The organism is Marinobacterium lacunae (assembly GCF_000705555.1).
GTDB classification, from domain to species: Bacteria; Pseudomonadota; Gammaproteobacteria; order Pseudomonadales; family Balneatricaceae; genus Marinobacterium_D; species Marinobacterium_D lacunae.
Map to the genome: position 1 here is coordinate 201,011 of NZ_JMQN01000011.1, position 20,681 is coordinate 221,691.

The following is a 20,681-nucleotide window of genomic DNA, read 5'->3' on the forward strand; positions in this document are numbered from 1 at the left end:
TGTTATGCTCGACTCAAGGTCGCATTATCACACGGTGGGCAGCTGCTCCTTCGAGATACCCTTTTCTTCCATGTACTGGGCGAAAACGACCGGCGTACGACCGCGTCCTGACCAGTGATGCTCCTCACCGTCAACTTCGATGACATACTTGGCTTTAACACTTTTGCGAGGAGCCGTATCGACCTGACTGGCCAACTCTTCCAGCGCGATACCGGCATCCATCATCTGCTTGCGGATCGCCTCGATCGCTTCTACTTTAGCCGCTTCCGCCTCAGCTTTCGCAACCTCTTCCTCTCGGCGCTCTTCGAGGATATCAGCCAGGTCGGACATTACCTTCTCGAGCTCGGACACACCCAGTTCCTGAGTCTGTTTGCGCAGGGAGTTTTTACGTGTGAGTGTTTTAATAAAGTCGGTCATCGTTCGCTCTTTGCAATCCGGTTGATTAATACTTGCAATTATCGTTAATAAAATCGCGTTTGCAAGGTATTACAATCAATTTTATAGAAACTTTTACCAAGCACTTAATACTAATCAAAACTCGAAACTTCACCTGCGCCTTTTCGCAAGATTTCCGGCAACTCATTTAACAGACTCACAACGCTAGTCGCTTCCATTCCGCAATAGCCGCCATCGATCACTAGATCAACCTGATGCTGAAGCAAATCACGAATTTCATAGGGGTCTGTCAAAGGGATATCATCGCCCGGCATGATAAGTGATGTACTCATAATCGGCTCACCCAGAGCTTCGGTCAGCGCCAGTGCAATTTCATTCGCAGGAATACGAATACCGATAGTGCGTCGTTTGGCATGAAGCAAACGGCGCGGAACTTCACTGGTTGCGTTGAGAATAAACGTATACGCCCCCGGCGTATGTGCCTTTATGGTGCGATACGCCTGGTTATCAACCTTCGCATAGGTAGCTATTTCGGCAAGATCACGACAGACCAACGTAAAATTATGTTTATCATCCAACTGACGAATACGCTTAATCCGCTCCATCGCTTTTTTGTCACCCAAGTGACATCCCAAAGCGTAAGCCGAGTCTGTCGGATATACGATTACCCCACCCTGACGAATAATCTCGACGGCCTGCTGAATCAACCGCGCCTGGGGCGTTTCCGGATGGATCTGGAAAAACTGGCTCACCTGTAACTCCTGATTTGTTTCTGACATCACCGCCCACCCCTGGTTAAGGTTATACGCGGATATAAAGTGCTTACGCCAAGCGCCCTGCCATACCGTCCGGCATCAACCGCTCTACAATATGCTTTGGCGATTGAAACTGAGGAAAACGACCCAGCGACGTCCAACGCTGCTCAGGCGAATGAAAGTCACTGCCTGCCGATACCCATAACGCCTTCCTCTGAGCCAACAGTAGCAGGTCACGCAGGTGATTGGGGGTCACACCGGGAAAACTGACCTCGACACCATCACCGCCCGCCGCCAGCAGGTCTTCAACGAGCGCTCTAAGTCGCGTAAAGGTAAATTTGTATTTTGTCGGATGAGCGACAATGGCATAACCGCCCGATTGCTTTACAAGCCCAACCGCTTTTTCAAGCGATGGCCAGGTTGCCTTTACATCACCGGCTTTCCCCTGACCGAGCCACATATCAAACGCCTGCTGTGCAGTGGACACCATCTTTCGATTCAGCATCGCCTGCGCAAAATGCGGACGACCTATCTGACCATCACCGGCAATCGCCCGAGCCTCCGCCAGAAGATCCGGCAATCCTTTCTTTACTAACTTTTCAGCGATCTTTTCAGCCCGCTCATCTCTTAGCGTTGTCAGGACCTGCATATATTCCGCAAAACCCGAAAACTCAGGGTCGATACCCAAGCCAAGCAGATGAATCACGCGAGTCTGCCAAAGACAGGTCAACTCTACGCCGTCAACAAACACCATCCCCTCAAGCTTATCGGCCGTCTGCCTCGCAGCCGACAGACCTGCCAGGGTGTCATGGTCGGTTAGCGCCAAAACCCGCACACCCGCGTCGTACGCAGCATTGACCAGCGCGCGCGGCTCGAGAGAACCGTCGGATGCGGTGCTGTGTGTGTGCAAATCGTAACCAGCCAACTGTTTCACTCTATTAAGGGGACCTTTATACTGTGACAAACACGAACTGTTCTGGATGTTATGAAAATATTACTCGATTTCCTGCCTGTTATCGTCTTTTTTGTGGTTTACAAGATGACAGGCGATATCATACTTGCTACCGGCATCCTGATACCGGCCACCCTGGCGCAGATGGCTTACACCTGGTTCAAAACACACCGCATTGAAAAAATGCAACTGGTAACACTTGCTCTGGTAATACTGCTCGGCGGCGCCACGATCATATTCAGAGACAAAACCTTTATTCAGTGGAAACCCACAATCGTTAACTGGCTATTCGGCATCGCTTGCCTGGGTAGCCACTTTATCGGTAATAAAACGCTGATTCAGCGATTGATGGAGAGCAGCCTTGAGCTCGCACAGGAAACCTGGCGCAGACTGAATATAGGCTGGATACTGTTTTTCTCTGTGACCGGCATCGCCAACCTTATCGTCGCGTACGGTTTCAGCGAAGAGGTGTGGGTTAACTTCAAACTATTCGGTATTTTGGGAATGACGCTGATTTTTATTCTCGGACAGGGAATTTATATCTCCCGACACCTCCCACCACAGAGCAAACCCGAGTAATATTGACGGAAAAGACTTATGTATTACGCTATCATAGCCGAAGATGTAGAAAACTCTCTGGCAAAACGGCTGGAGACACGACCCGACCATCTAGCCAGACTCGAGTCGTTAAAACAACAGGGGCGCTTGTTCGCTGCGGGGCCGCTTCCGGCGATCGACAGTGAAGATCCAGGGCCTGCCGGCTTTACCGGCAGCTTGGTGATAGCAGAGTTTGACTCGCTGGAGGAAGCAAAGCGCTGGGCGGATGCCGATCCTTACGTACAGGCTGGCGTGTACGGGAAAGTCGTCGTAAAGCCCTACAAAAAAGTATTGCCCTGACGGATAGAATTTGGAATCTCGACATCTATAGATAATCCTTAAGATTAACGAGATGTTAAGGAAAATTAAGTTTTAATGGTCTATAAGTAGTAGACAAATATCACTACGGTCACAAGGATATGATTATGAAGAAGATCGCGATCGCAGCAGGTTTGGCTTTGGCTATGGGTGCCACCATGGCTCAGGCACATGAAGAGAACAAAGGCTACGTTACTACCAGCAACGGTACCATCTGGCGCACCAGCCTGGGCGAATGCTGGCACAACAGCCTGTGGACCAAAGATTTGGCCGTGGTAGGCTGCGATGGCATGGTTGCCGCTGCTCCCATGGTTGAGGAAAAGCCGGCTGAACCGATGTACGCCATGATGGCTGACACCAAGAAGTTCGCTCTGTACTTCGACTTCGACAGCACCCAAGTGGGCGATACATCTAACATCGTGAACTACATCGGCACCCTGTCTAGCCTGAAAGAGATCAAGCTGGTTGGTCATGCTGACCCGATCGGTAGCGAAGCCTACAACGAGAAACTGTCCAAGCGTCGTGCTGAAGCCGTAGCGGCTAAGCTGGCTGACGCCGGTGTCGATTCCAGCAAGATGGATATCGGCTACCTGGGCGAATCTTCTCCGATCGCCAACTGCAGCGGCCGTGGCGCTGAGTTGATCGCGTGCCTGCGTCCGGATCGTCGTGTAGACGTTGAAATCATGGGCGAAAAGCGCGTGATGAAGTAAGCGTATCCTCTGCGCGCGAAGATAAAGCTGGCTCATGCCGGCTTTATTTTTGCCCAATCCAAACGCAGAGTAAAAATAAAGGCGCCTTAGGCGCCTTTATTCATTTGCAGCATGGATCAGCCAATACGTACTCTGGCGTTACGGAACATCCGCATCCAGGCACCATCTTCATTCCACTCATCCGGTGCCCAGGAGTTCTGGATTGCACGGAAGACACGCTCAGGATGCGGCATCATAATTGTCACCCGGCCATCAGGCGTCGTGATACCCGTAATCCCCTTGGGTGAACCGTTGGGGTTTGCCGGATACTGTGCCGCCTGCAGACCTCGGTTATCCACATAGCGCAATGCGATAGTACCGGCACTTTCCAGCCCGGCCAGATGCGCATCATCTCGGAACTCGGCACGACCTTCCCCATGGGCAACAGCGATCGGCATGCGCGAACCCACCATTCCCTCAAGGAAGATCGACGGAGAAGCCTGCACCTCAACCATCGCCACACGCGCCTCGAACTGCTCGGACTGGTTACGCACAAAGTGGGGCCAAAGCTCAGCGCCCGGAATCAGCTCATGCAGGTTCGATAACATTTGGCAACCGTTACAAACCCCCAGCGCAATTGTGTCTTCACGCTCGAAGAACTGGGCGAACTGATCTCGCGCCCGAGCGTTGAACAGAATCGACTTGGCCCAGCCTTCACCTGCCCCCAGCACATCGCCATACGAGAAACCGCCACAGGCCACGAGCCCCTTAAACTGATCAAGCGTGACCTTACCGCCCAGAATATCGCTCATGTGCACATCGACAGAGGCAAAACCTGCGCGATCAAAAGCTGCAGCCATCTCGATCTGACCATTGACGCCCTGTTCACGCAACACCGCGATTCTCGGACGCTCGCCTTTGGCGATATAAGGCGCTGCAATGTTTTCGTTGATATCAAATGTCAGCGCAGCATTCAGACCGGGGTCCTCTACATCCAACAACACATCGAACTCCTGCTGTGCGCACTCGGAGTTGTCACGCAGCGACTGGATGCGGAAGGATGTTTCCGCCCACCAGCGGTGAAGCTGGATACGGCTGTTTGAATACACCTCCTCATCATCGAAGAAGATGTTGAACTGACCATCCGGGTTCAGGGTACCGATAACCTTGGCGATCTCGCCAATACCCGCCGCATTCAATTCAGTCAGCACCTGCTCGGTATCGGCACGGCGTACCTGAACCACGGCTCCAAGCTCTTCCGCGAACAGTGCAGCGACCAGCTCACTCTGATCAGCTGCCAGCAGATCAAGGTTCAGATCAACGCCGGTGTGACCGGCAAACGCCATTTCAGCCACGGTCGCCAGCAAACCACCGTCAGCCCGGTCATGGTAGGCCAGCAGCAAGCCCTGGGCATTCAGCTCCTGCACGGCAGCAAAGAAGGTCGCCAACTGTTCCGCATCATCCACATCCGGAACCTGACGCCCAACCCTGTTATATACCTGAGCCAGTGCAGACAAGCCCAAGCGGTTCTGACCATTACCCAGATCGAGAAGGATAAGGTCGGTTTCACCCATATCCGTGCGCAACTGAGGTGTGAGCACCTTGCGCGCGTCACTGACCGGCGCAAAACCGGAAATGATCAGCGAGAGCGGTGCAGTAACACTCTTCTGCTCACCGTTATCCTGCCACACGGTACGCATGGACATGGAGTCCTTACCCACCGGAATGGTAATGCCCAACTGCGGACACAGCTCCATACCCACCGCTTTCACGGTATCGTAGAGTTTTTCATCCTCACCCGGGTGGCCGGCAGCACACATCCAGTTGGCTGACAGTTTGATATCGGATACATCGCGAATCGGCGCACCGGCCAGGTTGGTCAACGTCTCGCCGATCGCCATGCGACCTGACGCCGGCGCATCGACCAGTGCCAGTGGCGTGCGCTCTCCCATCGCCATCGCTTCGCCGGCATAACTGTCATAGGAAATAGTGGTGACCGCGCAATCCGCAACCGGCACCTGCCAGGGGCCAACCATCTGGTCACGCGCCACCTGACCTGTTATCGAGCGATCCCCGATGGTGATCAGGAAGCTCTTCGAAGCAACCGCCGGTAGCTTGAGAACACGCTCGATCGCCTCGGACATATCGATATCAGCGGTATCGAAATCCGCCACGTCATATCGGGTGCGCTCAACCGAACGGTGCATCTTCGGCGGCTTGCCGAACAACACACTCATCGGCAGGTCCACCGGTTTGTTTTCGAAATGGGTATCGCCGAGCGTCAGGTGATGCTCTTCGGTCGCCTCGCCCACGATGGCATAAGGGCAGCGCTCACGCTCACAGATAGCTTCAAAGCGCGGCATATCTTCCGGCCTGACCGCCATCACATAGCGCTCTTGAGCTTCGTTACACCAGATCTCCAGCGGAGACATGCCCGGTTCGTCGTTGTTTACCTTGCGCAGATCGAAGTTACCGCCACGGCCGCCATCCTTGACCAACTCAGGGAACGCATTGGACAGACCACCGGCACCCACATCATGAATGAACGCTATCGGGTTGGTATCACCGAGCTGCCAGCACTGATCGATCACTTCCTGACAACGACGTTCCAGTTCCGGGTTACCGCGCTGTACCGACGCAAAATCCAGATCAGCGGATGAACTGCCGGATGACATGGATGATGCAGCACCACCGCCCAAGCCGATCAGCATTGCCGGTCCACCCAGGCATATCAGTTTGGCACCAACGGTGATTTCGCCCTTTTCAACGTGGTCGGCGCGGATGTTACCCATACCACCTGCGATCATGATCGGCTTGTGGTAACCGCGCACCTCTTCGCCGGCGGCACCATTGACCTGCTGCTCGAAGGTACGGAAGTAGCCGGTCAGGTTGGGGCGTCCGAATTCGTTATTGAAGGCAGCACCGCCGATCGGCCCCTCGATCATGATATCCAGGGGCGAGACTATACGTTCTGGCTTGCCATAATCAGATTCCCACGGCTGCACGAAATCGGGAATTTTCAGATCGGAAACGGTAAAACCGGTCAAACCGGCCTTGGGCTTGGCCCCACGACCGGTTGCGCCCTCGTCGCGGATCTCACCGCCGGAGCCGGTCGCCGCTCCCGAGAACGGCGCGATTGCGGTCGGATGGTTGTGGGTTTCAACCTTCATCAGAATATGAATATCCTCTTCGGAGTATGCATACTCATGCGTCTGGGGATTGGGGAAGAAACGCCCCGCACGGTGGCCGACCATAACAGCCGCGTTATCCTTGTAGGCAGACAACACGTTTTCACCGCCCTGCTGGTAGGTATTGCGGATCATCCCGAACAGGGACTTTTCCTGCTCCTGACCATCGATATCCCAGGACGCGTTGAAAATCTTGTGACGGCAGTGCTCGGAGTTCGCCTGGGCAAACATCATCAACTCAACATCGTTGGGGTTGCGGCCCAACTCCGTGAAACTCTGTACCAAGTAGTCGATCTCGTCTTCCGCCAGCGCGAGGCCCAACTCGGTATTCGCCGCAACTAGGGCTTCCCGGCCGCCGCCGAGTATATCCACGCTCGACATGGGACGCGGCTGCTCGTGTCGAAACAGCGCACCCGCTTCATCGATACCGCCCAGCACCGCTTCGACCATACGATCATGCAGTACCGCGCTTGCAATCTCACGCTCGGCATCAGTCAACGCTGCACTGCTCTGGAGGTAATAGGCTACACCTCGCTCCAGACGAAGAACCTTTTCAAGCCCGCAGTTGTGCGCAATATCGGTTGCCTTGCTTGACCACGGAGAGATGGTTCCCGGACGCGGCACCACCAGGTAGAGATCACCTTTTGGATCTTCAGTACTGGCGTTAGGACCGTATCGCAGGATACGATCAAGCACCTGCTGCTCCTGCTCGTCCAAATCAGCAGACAAGTCGGCGAAGTGAACATATTCAGCATACACGCCTGTGACAGTGCTCAGACTGCTGCTGAGCGAAGAGAGAAGTTTGTCATGGCGGAAAGCTGAGAGAGCGGGTGCTCCACGCAGTACGAGCATGTTAGTTTCGAGCCTCTTGATATACCTGAGCGGTCAGGCGTTGACAGCGGGAAAAGTCAGGGCCGGATTTTACCTGATCAGAGAGATGGGAACCAGAAAAGCAGAGCGATGTTTGTACTCCGCCAAAATCCACACTTCCGCGAACTGGTCTACTTCTGGGGCCTGACGATTATCGCCTTCCTGTTGACGCTCATCAGCGTCAACACACCGACCCAGGTCGAAGCGATAAAAGAGCGCGGCGTTTTGCGTGTTGCTACGCGCAACACCCCGATGACCTATTACATCGACAAAGGCAAGCCCGCGGGTTTCGAGTACGAGTTGGCAACCGCCTTTGCCGATTACCTGGGAGTCAAGCTGGAACTCATTCTCCCGACGACATTCGCAGACCTTTTCACCAGCATCCGGGAGCGCAACGCGCACATCGCTGCGGCCAACCTCACGGTTTCAGAGCGGCGAAAAAAGCAGTTCGAATTTGGGCCCACGTACCGTTACAGCGCCCCTACCGTCATCTACCGGGTCAAGCAGGGGCAGGCACAACCCAAAACCATCGACGACCTGTACAACAGCAAAATACTGGTTCTGGCAGGCTCCGCCCAGGCCGATCTTTTGCACCGTCTCAAGCATGACCACCCCGATCTTCAGTGGGAGGAATCGGATAACGATGCCGCCACCGACCTGCTCGATCAGGTCCATGACAGCAGTGTCGACTACACCATCATGGACTCCGCCGTATTCGACGCCCAGAAGTCGTTTTACCCGGGACTGAGCAAAGGCTTCGAGCTGGACGCTCCGCAGCCCATCGCCTGGATGCTGGCCAACCACTATGACGGCACGCTTAAAAATGAACTGGAGAAATTTTTCGCTCTGCCCGAAACCCAGCAGCTGATCAAGCAGCTTGAAGAGCGTTATTTCTCGCGCCAGAACAAGCTCAATTTCTTCGACACCACTGAATTCAGACGCGCCCTGACGGAACGTTACCCGCCTCTTGAACAATATTTCATGCTCGCGTCACAGGAGACAGGCATCGATCACCTACTGTTAGCGGCTATCGCCTATCAGGAGTCTCACTGGCGTGAAGATGCCATATCACCAACAGGCGTCAAGGGCATCATGATGCTCACCGAAGGCGCCGCCAGCGAAGTAGGCGTTAGCGACCGCACCGACCCACGGCAAAGCATTCTAGGCGGCGCAGACTATCTGGTGAATGTTCGGGCCAAAATCCCCAACCGCATCCCCGAGCCCGATCACACTTGGTTCGCACTCGCCGGATATAACATCGGCTTTGGCCATCTGGAAGATGCCCGCGTACTGACACAACGCGCAGGCAAGGACCCCGATCGCTGGCAGGACGTCCGAGAGTATCTACCCTTGCTCGCCAACGAGAAATATTACTCAAAGGTACGCTACGGCTATGCCCGAGGCTACGAGCCGGTCACCTACGTCGCCAATATCCGCAAATATATGGAGATGCTGCGATGGGAGGAGCAGGTCACGCAGGCGCGCATCAATCATGGCGATGGCGACAAAAACGAAGACAGCATCCAGACCGACAGCGTTATTGCGCCTGACTCAGCAGAGAGCACAGCGCCCACCAGCACAGCCACCTCTTCCCTAAAGTGAAGGGTCGGCCTTGGTGTTTTTTTGCTGCCGCTTCTGCGCTCGGCGGGCGGCAAAAAACGCGCTAATCCTCTCACTGCAGCGTTTGGCAAGGACTCCGCCCTGCCAAAGCACACGATGGTTGGCCCAACCGGCATCGAACAGCGCTGATTGACTCTGAACCGCACCCGCTTTGGGCTCTACTGCGCCAAAAACGACACGGTGTATCCTCGCATGAATAATGGCACCTGCGCACATGGTACAGGGCTCAATAGTCACGTACAGATCAGCCCCCACCAGCCGGTAGTTATCCACAGACTGAGCGGCATCTCTTAGCGCCATGATTTCGGCATGGGCAGTCGGATCATTACCGCTGATGGGGTGATTCCAGCCCCGGCCGATAATCTCACCATCGCGTACGACTAGCGCCCCTACCGGCACCTCGCCGAGTTCCGCCGCACGCTCTGCCAGTGCCAGCGCCTGCTCCATCCAGTACTCATCCGCATCCGAGTGCACCACCTGCTCACTCAAATCAGACTCTCCTAAACCTATTAATGAAATCGGCCATAAAAAAGCCCGCATCAGCGGGCTTTCACTATAACCGAAAACAGCTTATTCCCACTCCGTTGTCCACAAGACGAAAAATTCATTATGTGGCCGCCGCTTACCTATTAGTAATTAGTAATCCAACGGAGCCATGAAAAATACCATGATCAACAATTATATGAGACCAAAGCTTAAGCAACCGTATCGTAACGTTTGATGGCGATGCCTACGACCGTGAGTCGGGCAAAGATATCCCCATCTGCAAAGGCCCAGCATAGGTAACACTATCAGCGATCAAAGACAAAAGAGAGCACTCCCTCAGAACAGGGAGCGTCCGAGAGACGCGCCCCCATCGACATGCAAGGTCTGTCCGGTCATGAATCCGGCATCTTCCGAAAGCAGGAACGCGATGGTCGCGGCAATCTCGCCCGGCTTCCCGAAGCGCCCCATGGGTACGCCTGACAGATAGCGTTGTTCGCCTTCGCTGCCGGCCGGATTGTTGGCGCGGAATAGTTCAGTTTCGGTCGGTCCGGGAGCCACGGCATTGACGGTGATGCCGGCGTCGGCCAGCTCTATCGCCCAACTGCGTGTGAAGCCGACCAACGCCGCCTTGGCGGCCGCATAGGCCGTGCGGTGCGGTATTCCAAGGATGGTCAAGCTGGAAATGTTGACGATGCGGCCCCAGCGTCGCGCCCTCATGCCGGGCAAAGCAGCCTGTGCGGCCAACAGCGCGGGGTGTAGATTGACGCCGAAGACTTCGTCCAGTGCGGGCAGTGTGACGTCCTCCAGTAAGGCGGGACGAACGAGACCGACATTGTTCACTACGCCATCCAGATCGAAGCGTTGCGTGATGTCATCCAATGCGACTCGCGTCGCATCGTCATCGCCAAGATCGACTGGAATGAACGTGCCGGGAAAGTCGCGTGGCGAAGTGCGTGCCAAGCCAACGACATGGTGACCGTTAGCGGCAAGGTGTGCCGAAAGGGCAAGACCGATGCCCTTGCTGGCGCCAGTGATGAGAAAAGTGCGAGACATGTGGGCTCCTTTGCCGCTCACCACGCGGTGAGCGGGGTTCGTGTGATTCAGGCGACGCTTGCAGCGGCCTTGCGAATGGCGGGCAGTATTTCCGACGGATCGGGGCGGCGGGTGTAATCCGGATTGACCTCGGCATAAACGATGGTGCCATCCGGCGCGATCACGTAGCGCCCCGGCATCGGCAGCGTCCAGCTCGGATCACCATTGAACGCGGGCAGGTCGTTTTTCAATGACTTGTAGAGTTCGACTAAATAGTCCGGCAATTCGAAGCGCAGGCCGAACGCTGCCGCCGTATCGTTGTGTGTATCCGACAGAATCGGATAGGTCAGCGCGTTCTGACGCACCGCCTTGCGGCTGTTTGCGGCAACCTGTGGCGAGATGGCCACCAGGCTGGCACCCGCTTCACGGATTTCCGGCAATGCGGCTTGTAGCGCCTGCAACTCCATATTGCAGTACGGGCACCAGACGCCGCGGTAGAAAGTCACCACCAGCGGTCCGCGACGCAGCAGATCGATGGACGAAACCGGCTGGCCGTCCGGGTCGTTGAGCGTGAAGGCTGGCGCCTGGTCGCCCGCCTTCAGTGCTTTCAGTGCAGCGCCGGAAGCAATCAGTTCAGCAGTGGCGCGATGCATGGTTTCGATGACTGAGTACGGCACATTGTAAGGCGGCTTGCCGGCTTGGAAGTCAGCCTTGAAGGCATCAAGTTTGTCTTGCAGTGACATGGGGAAATCTCCTCAAAGAGAATGACAGGGCAGACATCTGCGCCTGACTTACTGTTATGAAAATCAGGCGGACGGATTCATCGAACGCGCTACTTCGGCTGCGCTGATTCCTTCCAGCGCCAGGCCATAACCGACACCTTCGTCGATGATCCGACGTAGCTTTTGAGTCAGCGCGATGCGGGTATAACGGCTAGTCAGTGGCGGCAGCTTCGCCAGTTCACTGGCGATCTCATGAGCGCGTGCTAACAAGCGCTCGGTGGGGACGACTTCGTTGACAGCACCCCATTCCTTCGCGGTCTGTGCATCAAGTTGTTGGCGAGTCAGGATGAAATAGCGACCGCGCACACTACCGATCACTTCTGGCCATAACAGGTTGACGCCATCCCCTGGCACGATGCCGAAATCAAAATGTGGCTTGTCCTGAAACACCGTATTCGGTGTAGCCAACACGATGTCGGCCAGCAGGGCGTATTCCGAATGCAGTAGCACCGGACCGTTGAGCGCGGCGATCAATGGCACTTCGATGTCGAGGAGATTCATCAACACCTTCTTGCCTTCCCGGTAGATCTTGTCATAGCCGCGCGGCGTGAAGAAATCGAAGCCTTCAGGACTGATTTCGTCCATGAATGCATCGCCGGTACCGGTGAGGATCACGACGCGGTTGTCCGGGTCGCTTCCAACATCGTGGAAGAGGTCGACGAACTGCTCATGCGTGTGACCATCGAAGACGAGTTTGCCACCGTTGGTGTGCAGGGCAATTTCGAGCACGCCTTCGGGCGAACGGGTCAGACGGGCGTTGGGGTAGGCGTTACGGTAATTTTCGAAGCGAGACATGGTGATTTTCCTTGGGTAATGGTGGGTGGATGTTTTAGGCAGAAGCGACGAGTGCATTGACGCGCGTGATGGCGCGCTGCACCGCCGGCCGCTGTTCGATGCTGGCGTACCAGCGGGAGAGGTTCGGATAGGCGTCCAGTTCAATGCCGGCAAAAGCGCGACGCCAGAACCAGCCGAAGTGGGCGATGTCAGCAATGCTGTAGTTGTCGCCGGCGACGAAACGGCACCCGGCAAGCACGCCATCGAGCAGCGCAGTCAAACGCTCGGACTCGCCGGAGAAACGCTGCTGTGCCAGCGGTTGCGCCTCGGAGGCAAGCTTGGTGAAAAAGCCTGCGTTGCCAAAGTTTGGACTGACAGCCGAGGCGTGGAAGAACAATTGCTCGAACACACGAGCGCGCTCGTTGCCAGCGGCGGGTAGCAAGCGACCCTGCCGTTCGGCGAGATACACCAGAATGGCGGCAGACTCGCTCAGCACCAGGCGCTCACCAGTAGCCGCGTCAGCATGTACCAGCACCGGCACCTTCGCGTTCGGATTCAGGGTGAGGAAAGCTTCCTGCTTTTGTTCCCCCTGTTTCACGTTGACCGCATGCACGGTGTAATCCAGCCCCAGTTCCTCCAGCGTGATGGGCACCTTGATGCTGTTTGGGGTGGCGTAGGCGTAGACATCGATCATGACGGTTTCCTTGTTCAGGATGTGGTGGATAGAAAAGGTCCGGTGAGCTATTGATCGAGATTCTGGATTGTTCCTTGAAGGAATGGCAGATATGATCTGGCGATAACACCTATTCCCAAAAGGAATGACATGGATCGATTACAGGCAATGATCGTCTTCGTGCGCGTGCTGGAAGCCGGTTCGTTTTCAGGGGCTGCCCGCGTGCTGGACGTTGGGCAACCGGCGGTGTCCAAAACGGTGGCTCAGCTGGAGCAGCGGCTGAAAGTAAAACTATTGCTGCGCTCTACGCATGGGCTGACGCCGACCGAAGCGGGTTTACGCTTCTACGAGCGGGCGCGGATAGCCATTCAAGAGGCGGACGAGGCCGAACTGGCCGCGCGGGGCGCTGGAGGGGGATTGTCCGGCCGGCTGCGCATCTCGGCAGCCACCACATTCGCGCGCCTGCATATCATTCCTCACTTACCACAGTTCCTTGAGGCACATCCCGGCCTTGACGTAGACATGGTGCTGGACGATCGAATGATTGACCTGATCGCTGAAGGGATCGACATCTCGTTGAGAATGGGAACGCTGGCCGATACCAGCGCCGTGGCGCGCAAACTGGCGTCTTCGCGTTGCTCAGTGCTGGCGACCACCGAATACTTGACGAGAAAGGGGACACCGCAGGTCCCCGCCGACTTGGCCGACCACGAAACTATCGTCTACAGCCAATTGAACAATGTGTGGAAATTTCGTCGCGAGGGGACGGAGGTATCCGTTCTGGTCCATGGACGAGCGCGATTCAGCGCCGCCGAAGGCATCCGGGCCGCCGTACTCGCTGATATGGGTCTGACCATTGCCTCGGACTGGATGTTCGCTCCCGAGTTGGCCAATGGTCGTGTGCTTCGTCTGCTGGAGAGTTGGTCGTTACCTGACACTGACCTATGGGCGGTGTTTCCCACGGGACGCCTTGCCACAGCCAAGGCACGTATGTTCGCCAAGTTTGTGGAGAGCATTATGAAAGGAAGCTGAAGCTATTGAGTTGACATTGATGCTTCCACAATGGTCTTTAATCCTAAATGCAGCCCCTGCTCTACAGTTGTGGCTAATGTCATTTCCTGTCCAGGATACCGACCCGGCTTAACAGGCTTTATTTTCCGGATTCTGAGACGCCCCTGCCTCGGATCCGGTGCTCTATCCGAAGCAGCGAGCGGAGACTTTTGCCCGTATTGACTTCAATACCATGAACAAACCAACTCACCTTTCTCAGCATTGCTTGACACGGCTGTCATTTGGATTTTGATTTACCATGAAAAATGCCATTGATGATGTGAAGCACATCATCAATGGCATAAAAAAATACAAAATCAAATCAATTACTTATAAAACGATCTCATTCCCACTCAATCGTGGCCGGCGGCTTACTTGAAACGTCATAGGTAACACGGGATACCTGAGCGATTTCATTGATAATTCGACCGGATACGGTTTCCAGAAGCTCGTACGGCAGATGTGCCCAACGTGCGGTCATAAAGTCGATCGTCTCGACAGCACGCAGTGCAATGACATACTCGTAACGGCGGCCATCGCCGACCACACCGACCGATTTCACCGGCAGGAACACGGCAAACGCCTGGCTGGTCTTGTGATACCAATCCGCCTTATGCAGCTCTTCGATAAAGATGGCATCCGCCTCACGCAGGATATCGGCGTACTCTTTCTTCACCTCACCCAGAATTCGGACACCCAGGCCCGGTCCCGGGAACGGGTGGCGATAAACCATATCGTACGGCAGCCCCAGCTCCAGACCGATCTTGCGGACTTCATCTTTGAACAGCTCACGCAGCGGTTCGACCAGTTCGAACTTCATATCTTCCGGCAAACCACCCACGTTGTGGTGCGACTTGATCACATGCGCCTTGCCGGTCTTGGCTGCGGCAGATTCGATCACGTCCGGATAGATGGTTCCCTGAGCCAGGAAACGGCAATCGGTCAAGCGCGCAGCTTCATAATCGAACACTTCGATAAAGGTATTGCCGATGATTTTGCGCTTGGCTTCCGGATCGTTCACGCCTTCAAGACGACCGAGGAACTGATCTTCAGCATCGGAACGGATCACGTTAACACCCATGTTACGGGCAAACATATCCATTACCTGATCGCCTTCGTGCTTGCGCAACAGGCCGTTGTCGACAAACACACAGGTCAAGCGATCGCCAATCGCCTTGTGCAGCAACGCTGCCACAACGGAAGAATCGACACCGCCCGACAAACCGAGCAGCACCTTTTCATCACCAACCTGTGCACGCACTTTCGCGATCAGATCGTTGATGATATTGGCAGCAGTCCACAACTTCTCGGCACCGGAGATCTCGCACACGAAACGCTCCAGAATGCGCATACCCTGTTTGGTATGGGTCACCTCAGGGTGGAACTGAACACCGTAGAGTCCACGATTCGGATCGCACATAGCGGCAATCGGGGCCGACTCGGTGGAGGCGATCACGTGGAAACCTTCTGGCAACTCAACAACTTTGTCGCCATGACTCATCCACACATCCAGAGAAAGAGAACCGTTGTTGGCGATATGGTCCTCGATACCCTCGAGCATGCGGCTTGGGCTGTCGGCCAGACGCACACGCGCATAACCGAATTCACGCTTGTCGGAGCTGGCTACGCGACCGCCGAGCTGTTCGGCCATGGTCTGCATACCGTAGCAGATACCCAGCACCGGAATTCCCATATCGAACACACACGCCGGCGCACGAGGCGAATCCAGCTCGGTAACCGATTCAGGACCGCCAGCCAGGATAATCCCCTTGGGCGCAAACTCGCGGATCTCCTCTTCGGTCATGTCGAAGGCATGAATTTCAGAGTAAACCCCAATCTCACGTACGCGACGTGCGATCAGCTGAGTGTACTGGGATCCAAAATCAAGAATCAGGATACGTTGTGCGTGAATATCTTTGGTCATCTCTCGTGACTCCACCGAAACCCGGAGGCTCTAAAGCGATAAAAACGAAAAGTGGGGCGGCAACCGCCCCACTCCCGTTAACATCTCAGTTTAGCGATCAGCCGACTCGATAGTTCGGCGCTTCTTTGGTAATGCTTACATCGTGCACGTGGCTTTCGCTCATGCCCGCATTGGTGATACGAACAAACTTGGGCTTGGTGCGCATCTCTTCAACCGTTGCAGAACCGGTATAGCCCATGGAGGCCCGCAGACCGCCCATCAGCTGGTGGACCACACCACTCATCGGGCCCTTGCAGGGAACGCGACCTTCGATGCCTTCAGGCACCAGCTTGTCGACCCCAGCCTTGGCATCCTGGAAATAACGGTCGGACGAACCGGTTGTACCGGACATGGCACCGAGCGATCCCATACCGCGATAGGATTTGAAAGCACGTCCCTGGAACAGCTCAACCTCACCCGGCGCCTCATCGGTACCGGCCAGCATAGAACCGACCATGACCGCCGCAGCACCCGCTGCTATCGCTTTGGCGATATCACCGGAGAAACGAATACCACCGTCTGCAATCAGCGGCACACCGCGATCTTTCAGCGCTTCTGCAACATTAGCCACAGCGCTGATCTGGGGCACGCCGATACCGGCAACGATACGGGTAGTACAGATTGAGCCCGGGCCGATACCGACCTTGACGCCATCGGCACCTGCATCAGCCAGTGCGATAGCCGCCTCTGCGGTTGCGATATTGCCACCGACAACCTGTACCTGCGGGAAGTTCTGCTTAACCCAGGCAACACGATCGATAACGCCCTTGGAGTGACCGTGTGCTGTATCAACGACGATCAGGTCAACACCGGCAGCAGCCAGTGCACGTACGCGATCTTCTGTTTCAGCACCGGTACCGACAGCGGCACCTACAATCAGACGACCCTTGTCATCCTTTGTAGCGTTCGGGTAGGCCTGGGCCTTGTTCATATCCTTGACAGTTACCATGCCGCGCAGCGCGAACTTGTCGTCAACCAGAAGAATCTTCTCGATGCGATGCTTGCGCAGCAGCTCGCTGATGACAGAAACCTCTTCGCCTTCACGCGCCGTTACCAGCTTTTCCTTCGGTGTCATGATGGTGCTGACACGGGCATCAAGATCCTTCTCAAAGCGCACATCGCGGCTGGTTACGATACCCACCAGCTCTTCGCCATCGACAACCGGAAAACCGGAAAAACCGTACTGCTGGGACAGCTCAAGAATTTCGCGCACGGTGGTATCTGACGAGCAGGTAACGGGGTCGGTCACAACACCGGACTCGAACTTCTTGACCTTACGCACCTGCGCGGCCTGCTCTTCGAGTGTCAGGTTCTTGTGGATGATTCCAATACCGCCTTCCTGCGCCATTGCAATCGCCAGACGTGCCTCGGTTACCGTATCCATTGCCGCCGACACCAACGGGATGTTCAGCTCAATCCCCTTGGTCAGTCGAGTTTTCAGAGAAACATTTTTGGGCAGGACTTCGGAGTAGCCAGGCACCAGCAAAACATCATCAAAAGTGAGCGCTTCCTCAACGATTCGCAACATTCTTAGCCTGCCTGTATTTCTAAAGAAGAGTTCAGTGAAAAGTGAAACGGGAAATTGTACAGAAATCCCCCGCTAAGCTCAATTTACATCTCGGTTATGACAGAGGAAATCTTGCCACGGATCACACTGCCATCTTGTATTCGATCCACTGTAGAATGAGCGCATGACTATACAACCCTCATCCAATCGTGCGCTAAGCGTCAGCGCGCTGAACAGGCAGGTAAAATCACTGCTTGAGCACTCGTTTTTATCCATCCAGGTCATCGGCGAAATCAGCAATTTTGCCCGCCCCTCATCCGGGCACTGGTACTTCACCCTGAAAGACGCAAAGGCACAGGTGCGCTGCGCCATGTTCCGCAACAGCAACCAACGGACAGGATTTGTACCTCGCGAGGGCGACGAAGTGCTGGTGACCGCCCGCGTCAGCCTGTACGAGGGCCGTGGCGACTATCAGTTGATTTGCGAGCGTATGGAAAAAAGCGGCCTTGGCCAGCTGCAGCAGGCTTTCGATGCTCTGAAGGCAAAACTGGACAAAGAGGGGCTTTTCGACGTCGCACGTAAACGCAGACTGCCGCCCCACCCCAAGCACCTGGGCGTTGTAACCTCTCCGAGCGGGGCCGCCATTCACGACATTCTCACCGTACTGAAGCGCCGTTTTCCTGGTTTGCCCGTCACGCTCTACCCGACGGCCGTACAGGGTGCCGAAGCTGCCGCGCAGATTGTCTCGGCCATCGAGCTGGCCAACCGGCATAACCAGTGCGACGTGCTGATTGTTGGCCGTGGTGGCGGATCACTTGAGGATCTCTGGCCATTCAACGAAGAGATTGTCGCACGGGCTATCGTCGCATCGGCGATCCCAATCGTATCCGCCGTTGGCCATGAAGTGGATGTTTCAATCAGTGACCTGTGTGCAGACCAGCGTGCAGCCACCCCGTCGGCGGCAGCTGAGCTGTTAAGCCCCGACAGACACGCGCTTACGCTGCGCCTTTCGCAGCTCAAGAGAAGGCTTGAATCACGTATCTCCTGGCAGATTGAGCGTAAACGCCAACAGCTGCTCGGTACCCGACAGAGGCTTCGCCACCCCGGCGAGAAGATACGCGAACATATGCAGGCGCTGGATCGACTTGAGCTGCGCTTGCAACGCGGGATGCTGAGGCTTGTTCAGCAACGCAGGACACACCTGGCACAGACAACCCAGCGCCTTGCGCGACTCACGCCGACCCGGCGCATCGAGCAAAGCCGGCAACGTCTCGATCAAATCGAACAGCTATTACCGCGTTTGATCCAGCGGCATATAGAACGAAGCCGACTGCGCCTGGCACAACAGAGTGGCATGCTGCACTCGGTCAGCCCACTGGCCACTCTCGAGCGCGGTTACTCGATTCTTTTGAACCCGGCGGGACAAGCAGTGTCTTCAGCAGAACAGGTTACACCCGGTGACCGGCTCGACGCGCGATTGCATAAAGGCCGTTTGACCTGCACCGTGGAAAGTATTGAAACTGGAGAGTGATAATGAGTTTGCGACGCTGGCTGCTTACAGCCCTGATGATTCCAACCACCGCCCTGGCCCTGCCAGAAGAGGCACGCGTACCCGGCGGTGTCGCCATCGTACCGCTGGACGGACTGGAAAGCGCCACGCCTCCAGTCGTCAACTATGGCAAGAACCGTGTCATGGTAGTGCCCGGATCCGATGCGAACTGGGTCGCGGTTGTGGGTATCCCTCTGGATGCCAAGGCGGATGAAGCCCAGCAACTCACGCTTGAGCAGGGCGGATACAGCTTTCGCATTAACGACAAGGCCTATGAAAGCCAACACCTGACCGTCGCCAACAAGCGGTATGTCGAGCCCGACCCTGAAGATATCAAGCGCTGGCGAAAAGAGTCGGCAGAAATGGGGGCTGCCTTCAGGAGCTGGTCCGAACCCGAACACGCCATTACCGAATTCAAACTGCCTGCCGAAGGCCCTTTCAGCAGCCCGTTTGGCTTGAGGCGCTTCTTCAACGAACAGCCACGCAAACCCCATAGTGGTCTGGACATAGCCGCCCCAACAGGCGCAGCGATAACGGCGCCGGCCCCGGGTAAAGTGGTCGCCGTCGGCAACTACTTTTTCAACGGCAACACAGTGATAGTCGATCACGGCTATGGACTGACAACCATGTACTGTCACATGAGCCACATCGACGTGAAGCTCGGGGACACCCTGAAAACAGGGGACAGTATTGGCCAGGTTGGCGCAACCGGGCGCGTGACCGGTCCCCACCTGCACTGGAGCGTCAGCCTGAACAATACGCGTGTTGACCCCTTGCTGTTCATCGACGGGAAATAGCCCAACTGCTGTGGTAGTCTTGTGCGCTTAATTTTCGAAACACGGACATGCAAGAATGAGTGACCTGATCCTGGAAACAATCGAGCAGCGCGCCAGCTACGGCATCGGCCGCCAGATGGGTGATCAACTGGCCCAGAACGGCTTCGACGGCGTCGACATCGAAGCCGCTGCGGCGGGCCTGAAGGATGCCTTCAACGGTGAAGCGCTGCGCGTAGACCCTGAAGACCTGTCTGCAGCCTTCAATGAACTGAGCAAAAGGCTGCGCGAGAAGCAGGAGCAGGAAGCCAAAGTTGCGATGCAGGCCGGCGTCGATTTCCTCGCTGACAACGGCAAACGCGACGGCGTTGTTACTCTGGAATCCGGTCTGCAATATGAAGTGATCGAGGCCGGTGATGAAGCCTCAGCCAAGCCAGAGCGCAGCAGCAAAGTACGTGTTCACTATCACGGTACCTTCACCGATGGCCGCGTTTTCGACAGTTCCTATCAGCGCGGCACCCCGGCGGAGTTTCCGGTTGGCGGCGTCATTGCGGGCTGGACTGAAGCGCTTCAGCTGATGAATGTAGGCGCCAAATGGAAGCTCTACATCCCCTACCAGTTGGCATACGGTGCACAGGGTTCACCGGGTGGTATCCCGCCCTACTCGACGCTGGTATTCGATGTCGAGCTGATCGACATCATCTGAT

At 55.7% G+C, this 20,681-nt stretch carries 19 protein-coding genes; 8 read left to right on the forward strand and 11 right to left on the reverse strand.

The window, feature by feature from the left end:
- Positions 1 to 27: 27 nt before the first annotated feature.
- The 3 genes from ADIMK_RS02030 to ADIMK_RS02040 all read right to left on the reverse strand — a co-directional run bounded on the left by ADIMK_RS02030 (position 28) and on the right by ADIMK_RS02040 (position 2,076).
- Positions 28 to 417, reverse strand: a complete 390-nt coding sequence (locus ADIMK_RS02030) for an H-NS family histone-like protein (RefSeq protein ID WP_036182908.1) — start codon at positions 415 to 417, stop codon at positions 28 to 30.
- A 110-nt stretch (positions 418 to 527) separates the two neighbouring features.
- Positions 528 to 1,148, reverse strand: a complete 621-nt coding sequence (locus ADIMK_RS02035) for an L-threonylcarbamoyladenylate synthase (protein WP_036183224.1) — start codon at positions 1,146 to 1,148, stop codon at positions 528 to 530.
- 70 nt (positions 1,149 to 1,218) lie between these two features.
- Positions 1,219 to 2,076: a PHP domain-containing protein gene (locus tag ADIMK_RS02040; protein WP_197027452.1), complete on the reverse strand. Its 858-nt coding sequence runs from the start codon at positions 2,074 to 2,076 to the stop codon at positions 1,219 to 1,221.
- Between the two features lie 60 nt (positions 2,077 to 2,136).
- Here ADIMK_RS02040 and ADIMK_RS02045 point away from each other — a divergent pair, with 60 nt between their 5' ends.
- The 3 genes from ADIMK_RS02045 (at position 2,137) to ADIMK_RS02055 (ending at position 3,728) form a co-directional block, all read left to right on the forward strand.
- Positions 2,137 to 2,682 (forward strand): septation protein A, encoded by a 546-nt coding sequence (locus ADIMK_RS02045; RefSeq protein ID WP_036182912.1) that lies wholly within the window; start codon positions 2,137 to 2,139, stop codon positions 2,680 to 2,682.
- A gap of 18 nt (positions 2,683 to 2,700) precedes the next feature.
- Positions 2,701 to 3,000, forward strand: a complete 300-nt coding sequence (locus ADIMK_RS02050) for a YciI family protein (protein ID WP_036182914.1) — start codon at positions 2,701 to 2,703, stop codon at positions 2,998 to 3,000.
- A gap of 125 nt (positions 3,001 to 3,125) precedes the next feature.
- Entirely contained in the window at positions 3,126 to 3,728 is a 603-nt protein-coding gene (locus ADIMK_RS02055) for an OmpA family protein (protein ID WP_036182916.1), read from the forward strand.
- A gap of 116 nt (positions 3,729 to 3,844) precedes the next feature.
- Here the strand turns inward: ADIMK_RS02055 and purL are convergent, their stop codons facing one another.
- A complete protein-coding gene (purL, locus tag ADIMK_RS02060; protein WP_036182917.1) occupies positions 3,845 to 7,747 on the reverse strand; it encodes a phosphoribosylformylglycinamidine synthase in 3,903 nt (1,300 codons plus the stop codon).
- 108 nt (positions 7,748 to 7,855) lie between these two features.
- Here purL and mltF point away from each other — a divergent pair, with 108 nt between their 5' ends.
- Positions 7,856 to 9,367, forward strand: coding sequence for a membrane-bound lytic murein transglycosylase MltF (gene mltF / locus ADIMK_RS02065; RefSeq protein WP_051692323.1), 1,512 nt, complete (start codon positions 7,856 to 7,858; stop codon positions 9,365 to 9,367).
- On the opposite strand, the gene tadA is transcribed toward mltF, so the two are convergent.
- From tadA to ADIMK_RS02090, 5 genes are all read right to left on the reverse strand, one after another.
- Positions 9,359 to 9,874, reverse strand: a complete 516-nt coding sequence (tadA, locus tag ADIMK_RS02070) for a tRNA adenosine(34) deaminase TadA (RefSeq protein WP_231516980.1) — start codon at positions 9,872 to 9,874, stop codon at positions 9,359 to 9,361. The two genes, mltF and tadA, sit on opposite strands and share 9 nt — an antisense overlap.
- Positions 9,875 to 10,207: 333 nt before the next feature.
- A complete protein-coding gene (locus ADIMK_RS02075; RefSeq protein WP_036182918.1) occupies positions 10,208 to 10,924 on the reverse strand; it encodes an SDR family oxidoreductase in 717 nt (238 codons plus the stop codon).
- Positions 10,925 to 10,971: 47 nt separating this feature from the next.
- Entirely contained in the window at positions 10,972 to 11,646 is a 675-nt protein-coding gene (locus tag ADIMK_RS02080; protein ID WP_036182920.1) for a peroxiredoxin-like family protein, read from the reverse strand.
- Positions 11,647 to 11,709: 63 nt separating this feature from the next.
- The gene (locus ADIMK_RS02085) at positions 11,710 to 12,480 is read right to left on the reverse strand and encodes an enoyl-CoA hydratase/isomerase family protein (protein ID WP_081849623.1); all 771 of its coding nucleotides are present in this window, start codon (positions 12,478 to 12,480) and stop codon (positions 11,710 to 11,712) included.
- 34 nt (positions 12,481 to 12,514) lie between these two features.
- Entirely contained in the window at positions 12,515 to 13,153 is a 639-nt protein-coding gene (locus ADIMK_RS02090; RefSeq protein ID WP_036182922.1) for a glutathione S-transferase family protein, read from the reverse strand.
- Positions 13,154 to 13,282: 129 nt separating this feature from the next.
- Here ADIMK_RS02090 and ADIMK_RS02095 point away from each other — a divergent pair, with 129 nt between their 5' ends.
- Positions 13,283 to 14,164, forward strand: coding sequence for a LysR family transcriptional regulator (locus tag ADIMK_RS02095; protein WP_036182925.1), 882 nt, complete (start codon positions 13,283 to 13,285; stop codon positions 14,162 to 14,164).
- Between the two features lie 361 nt (positions 14,165 to 14,525).
- Here the strand turns inward: ADIMK_RS02095 and guaA are convergent, their stop codons facing one another.
- The gene (gene guaA, locus ADIMK_RS02100) at positions 14,526 to 16,106 is read right to left on the reverse strand and encodes a glutamine-hydrolyzing GMP synthase (protein ID WP_036182927.1); all 1,581 of its coding nucleotides are present in this window, start codon (positions 16,104 to 16,106) and stop codon (positions 14,526 to 14,528) included.
- A gap of 97 nt (positions 16,107 to 16,203) precedes the next feature.
- A complete protein-coding gene (gene guaB, locus ADIMK_RS02105) occupies positions 16,204 to 17,673 on the reverse strand; it encodes an IMP dehydrogenase (RefSeq protein WP_036182929.1) in 1,470 nt (489 codons plus the stop codon).
- Between the two features lie 163 nt (positions 17,674 to 17,836).
- Here guaB and xseA point away from each other — a divergent pair, with 163 nt between their 5' ends.
- From xseA to bamJ, 3 genes are read left to right on the forward strand one after another with little or no spacing between them, the layout of a single operon-like run.
- Positions 17,837 to 19,183, forward strand: a complete 1,347-nt coding sequence (gene xseA / locus ADIMK_RS02110; RefSeq protein ID WP_036182931.1) for an exodeoxyribonuclease VII large subunit — start codon at positions 17,837 to 17,839, stop codon at positions 19,181 to 19,183.
- A gap of 2 nt (positions 19,184 to 19,185) precedes the next feature.
- On the forward strand, positions 19,186 to 19,998 hold the full coding sequence (locus tag ADIMK_RS02115) for a peptidoglycan DD-metalloendopeptidase family protein (RefSeq protein ID WP_036182933.1): 813 nt from the start codon (positions 19,186 to 19,188) through the stop codon (positions 19,996 to 19,998).
- Positions 19,999 to 20,053: 55 nt separating this feature from the next.
- Positions 20,054 to 20,680: a BamJ family beta-barrel-assembly machinery protein gene (gene bamJ / locus ADIMK_RS02120; protein WP_036182935.1), complete on the forward strand. Its 627-nt coding sequence runs from the start codon at positions 20,054 to 20,056 to the stop codon at positions 20,678 to 20,680.
- The last annotated feature ends 1 nt before the right edge of the window (position 20,681 follow it).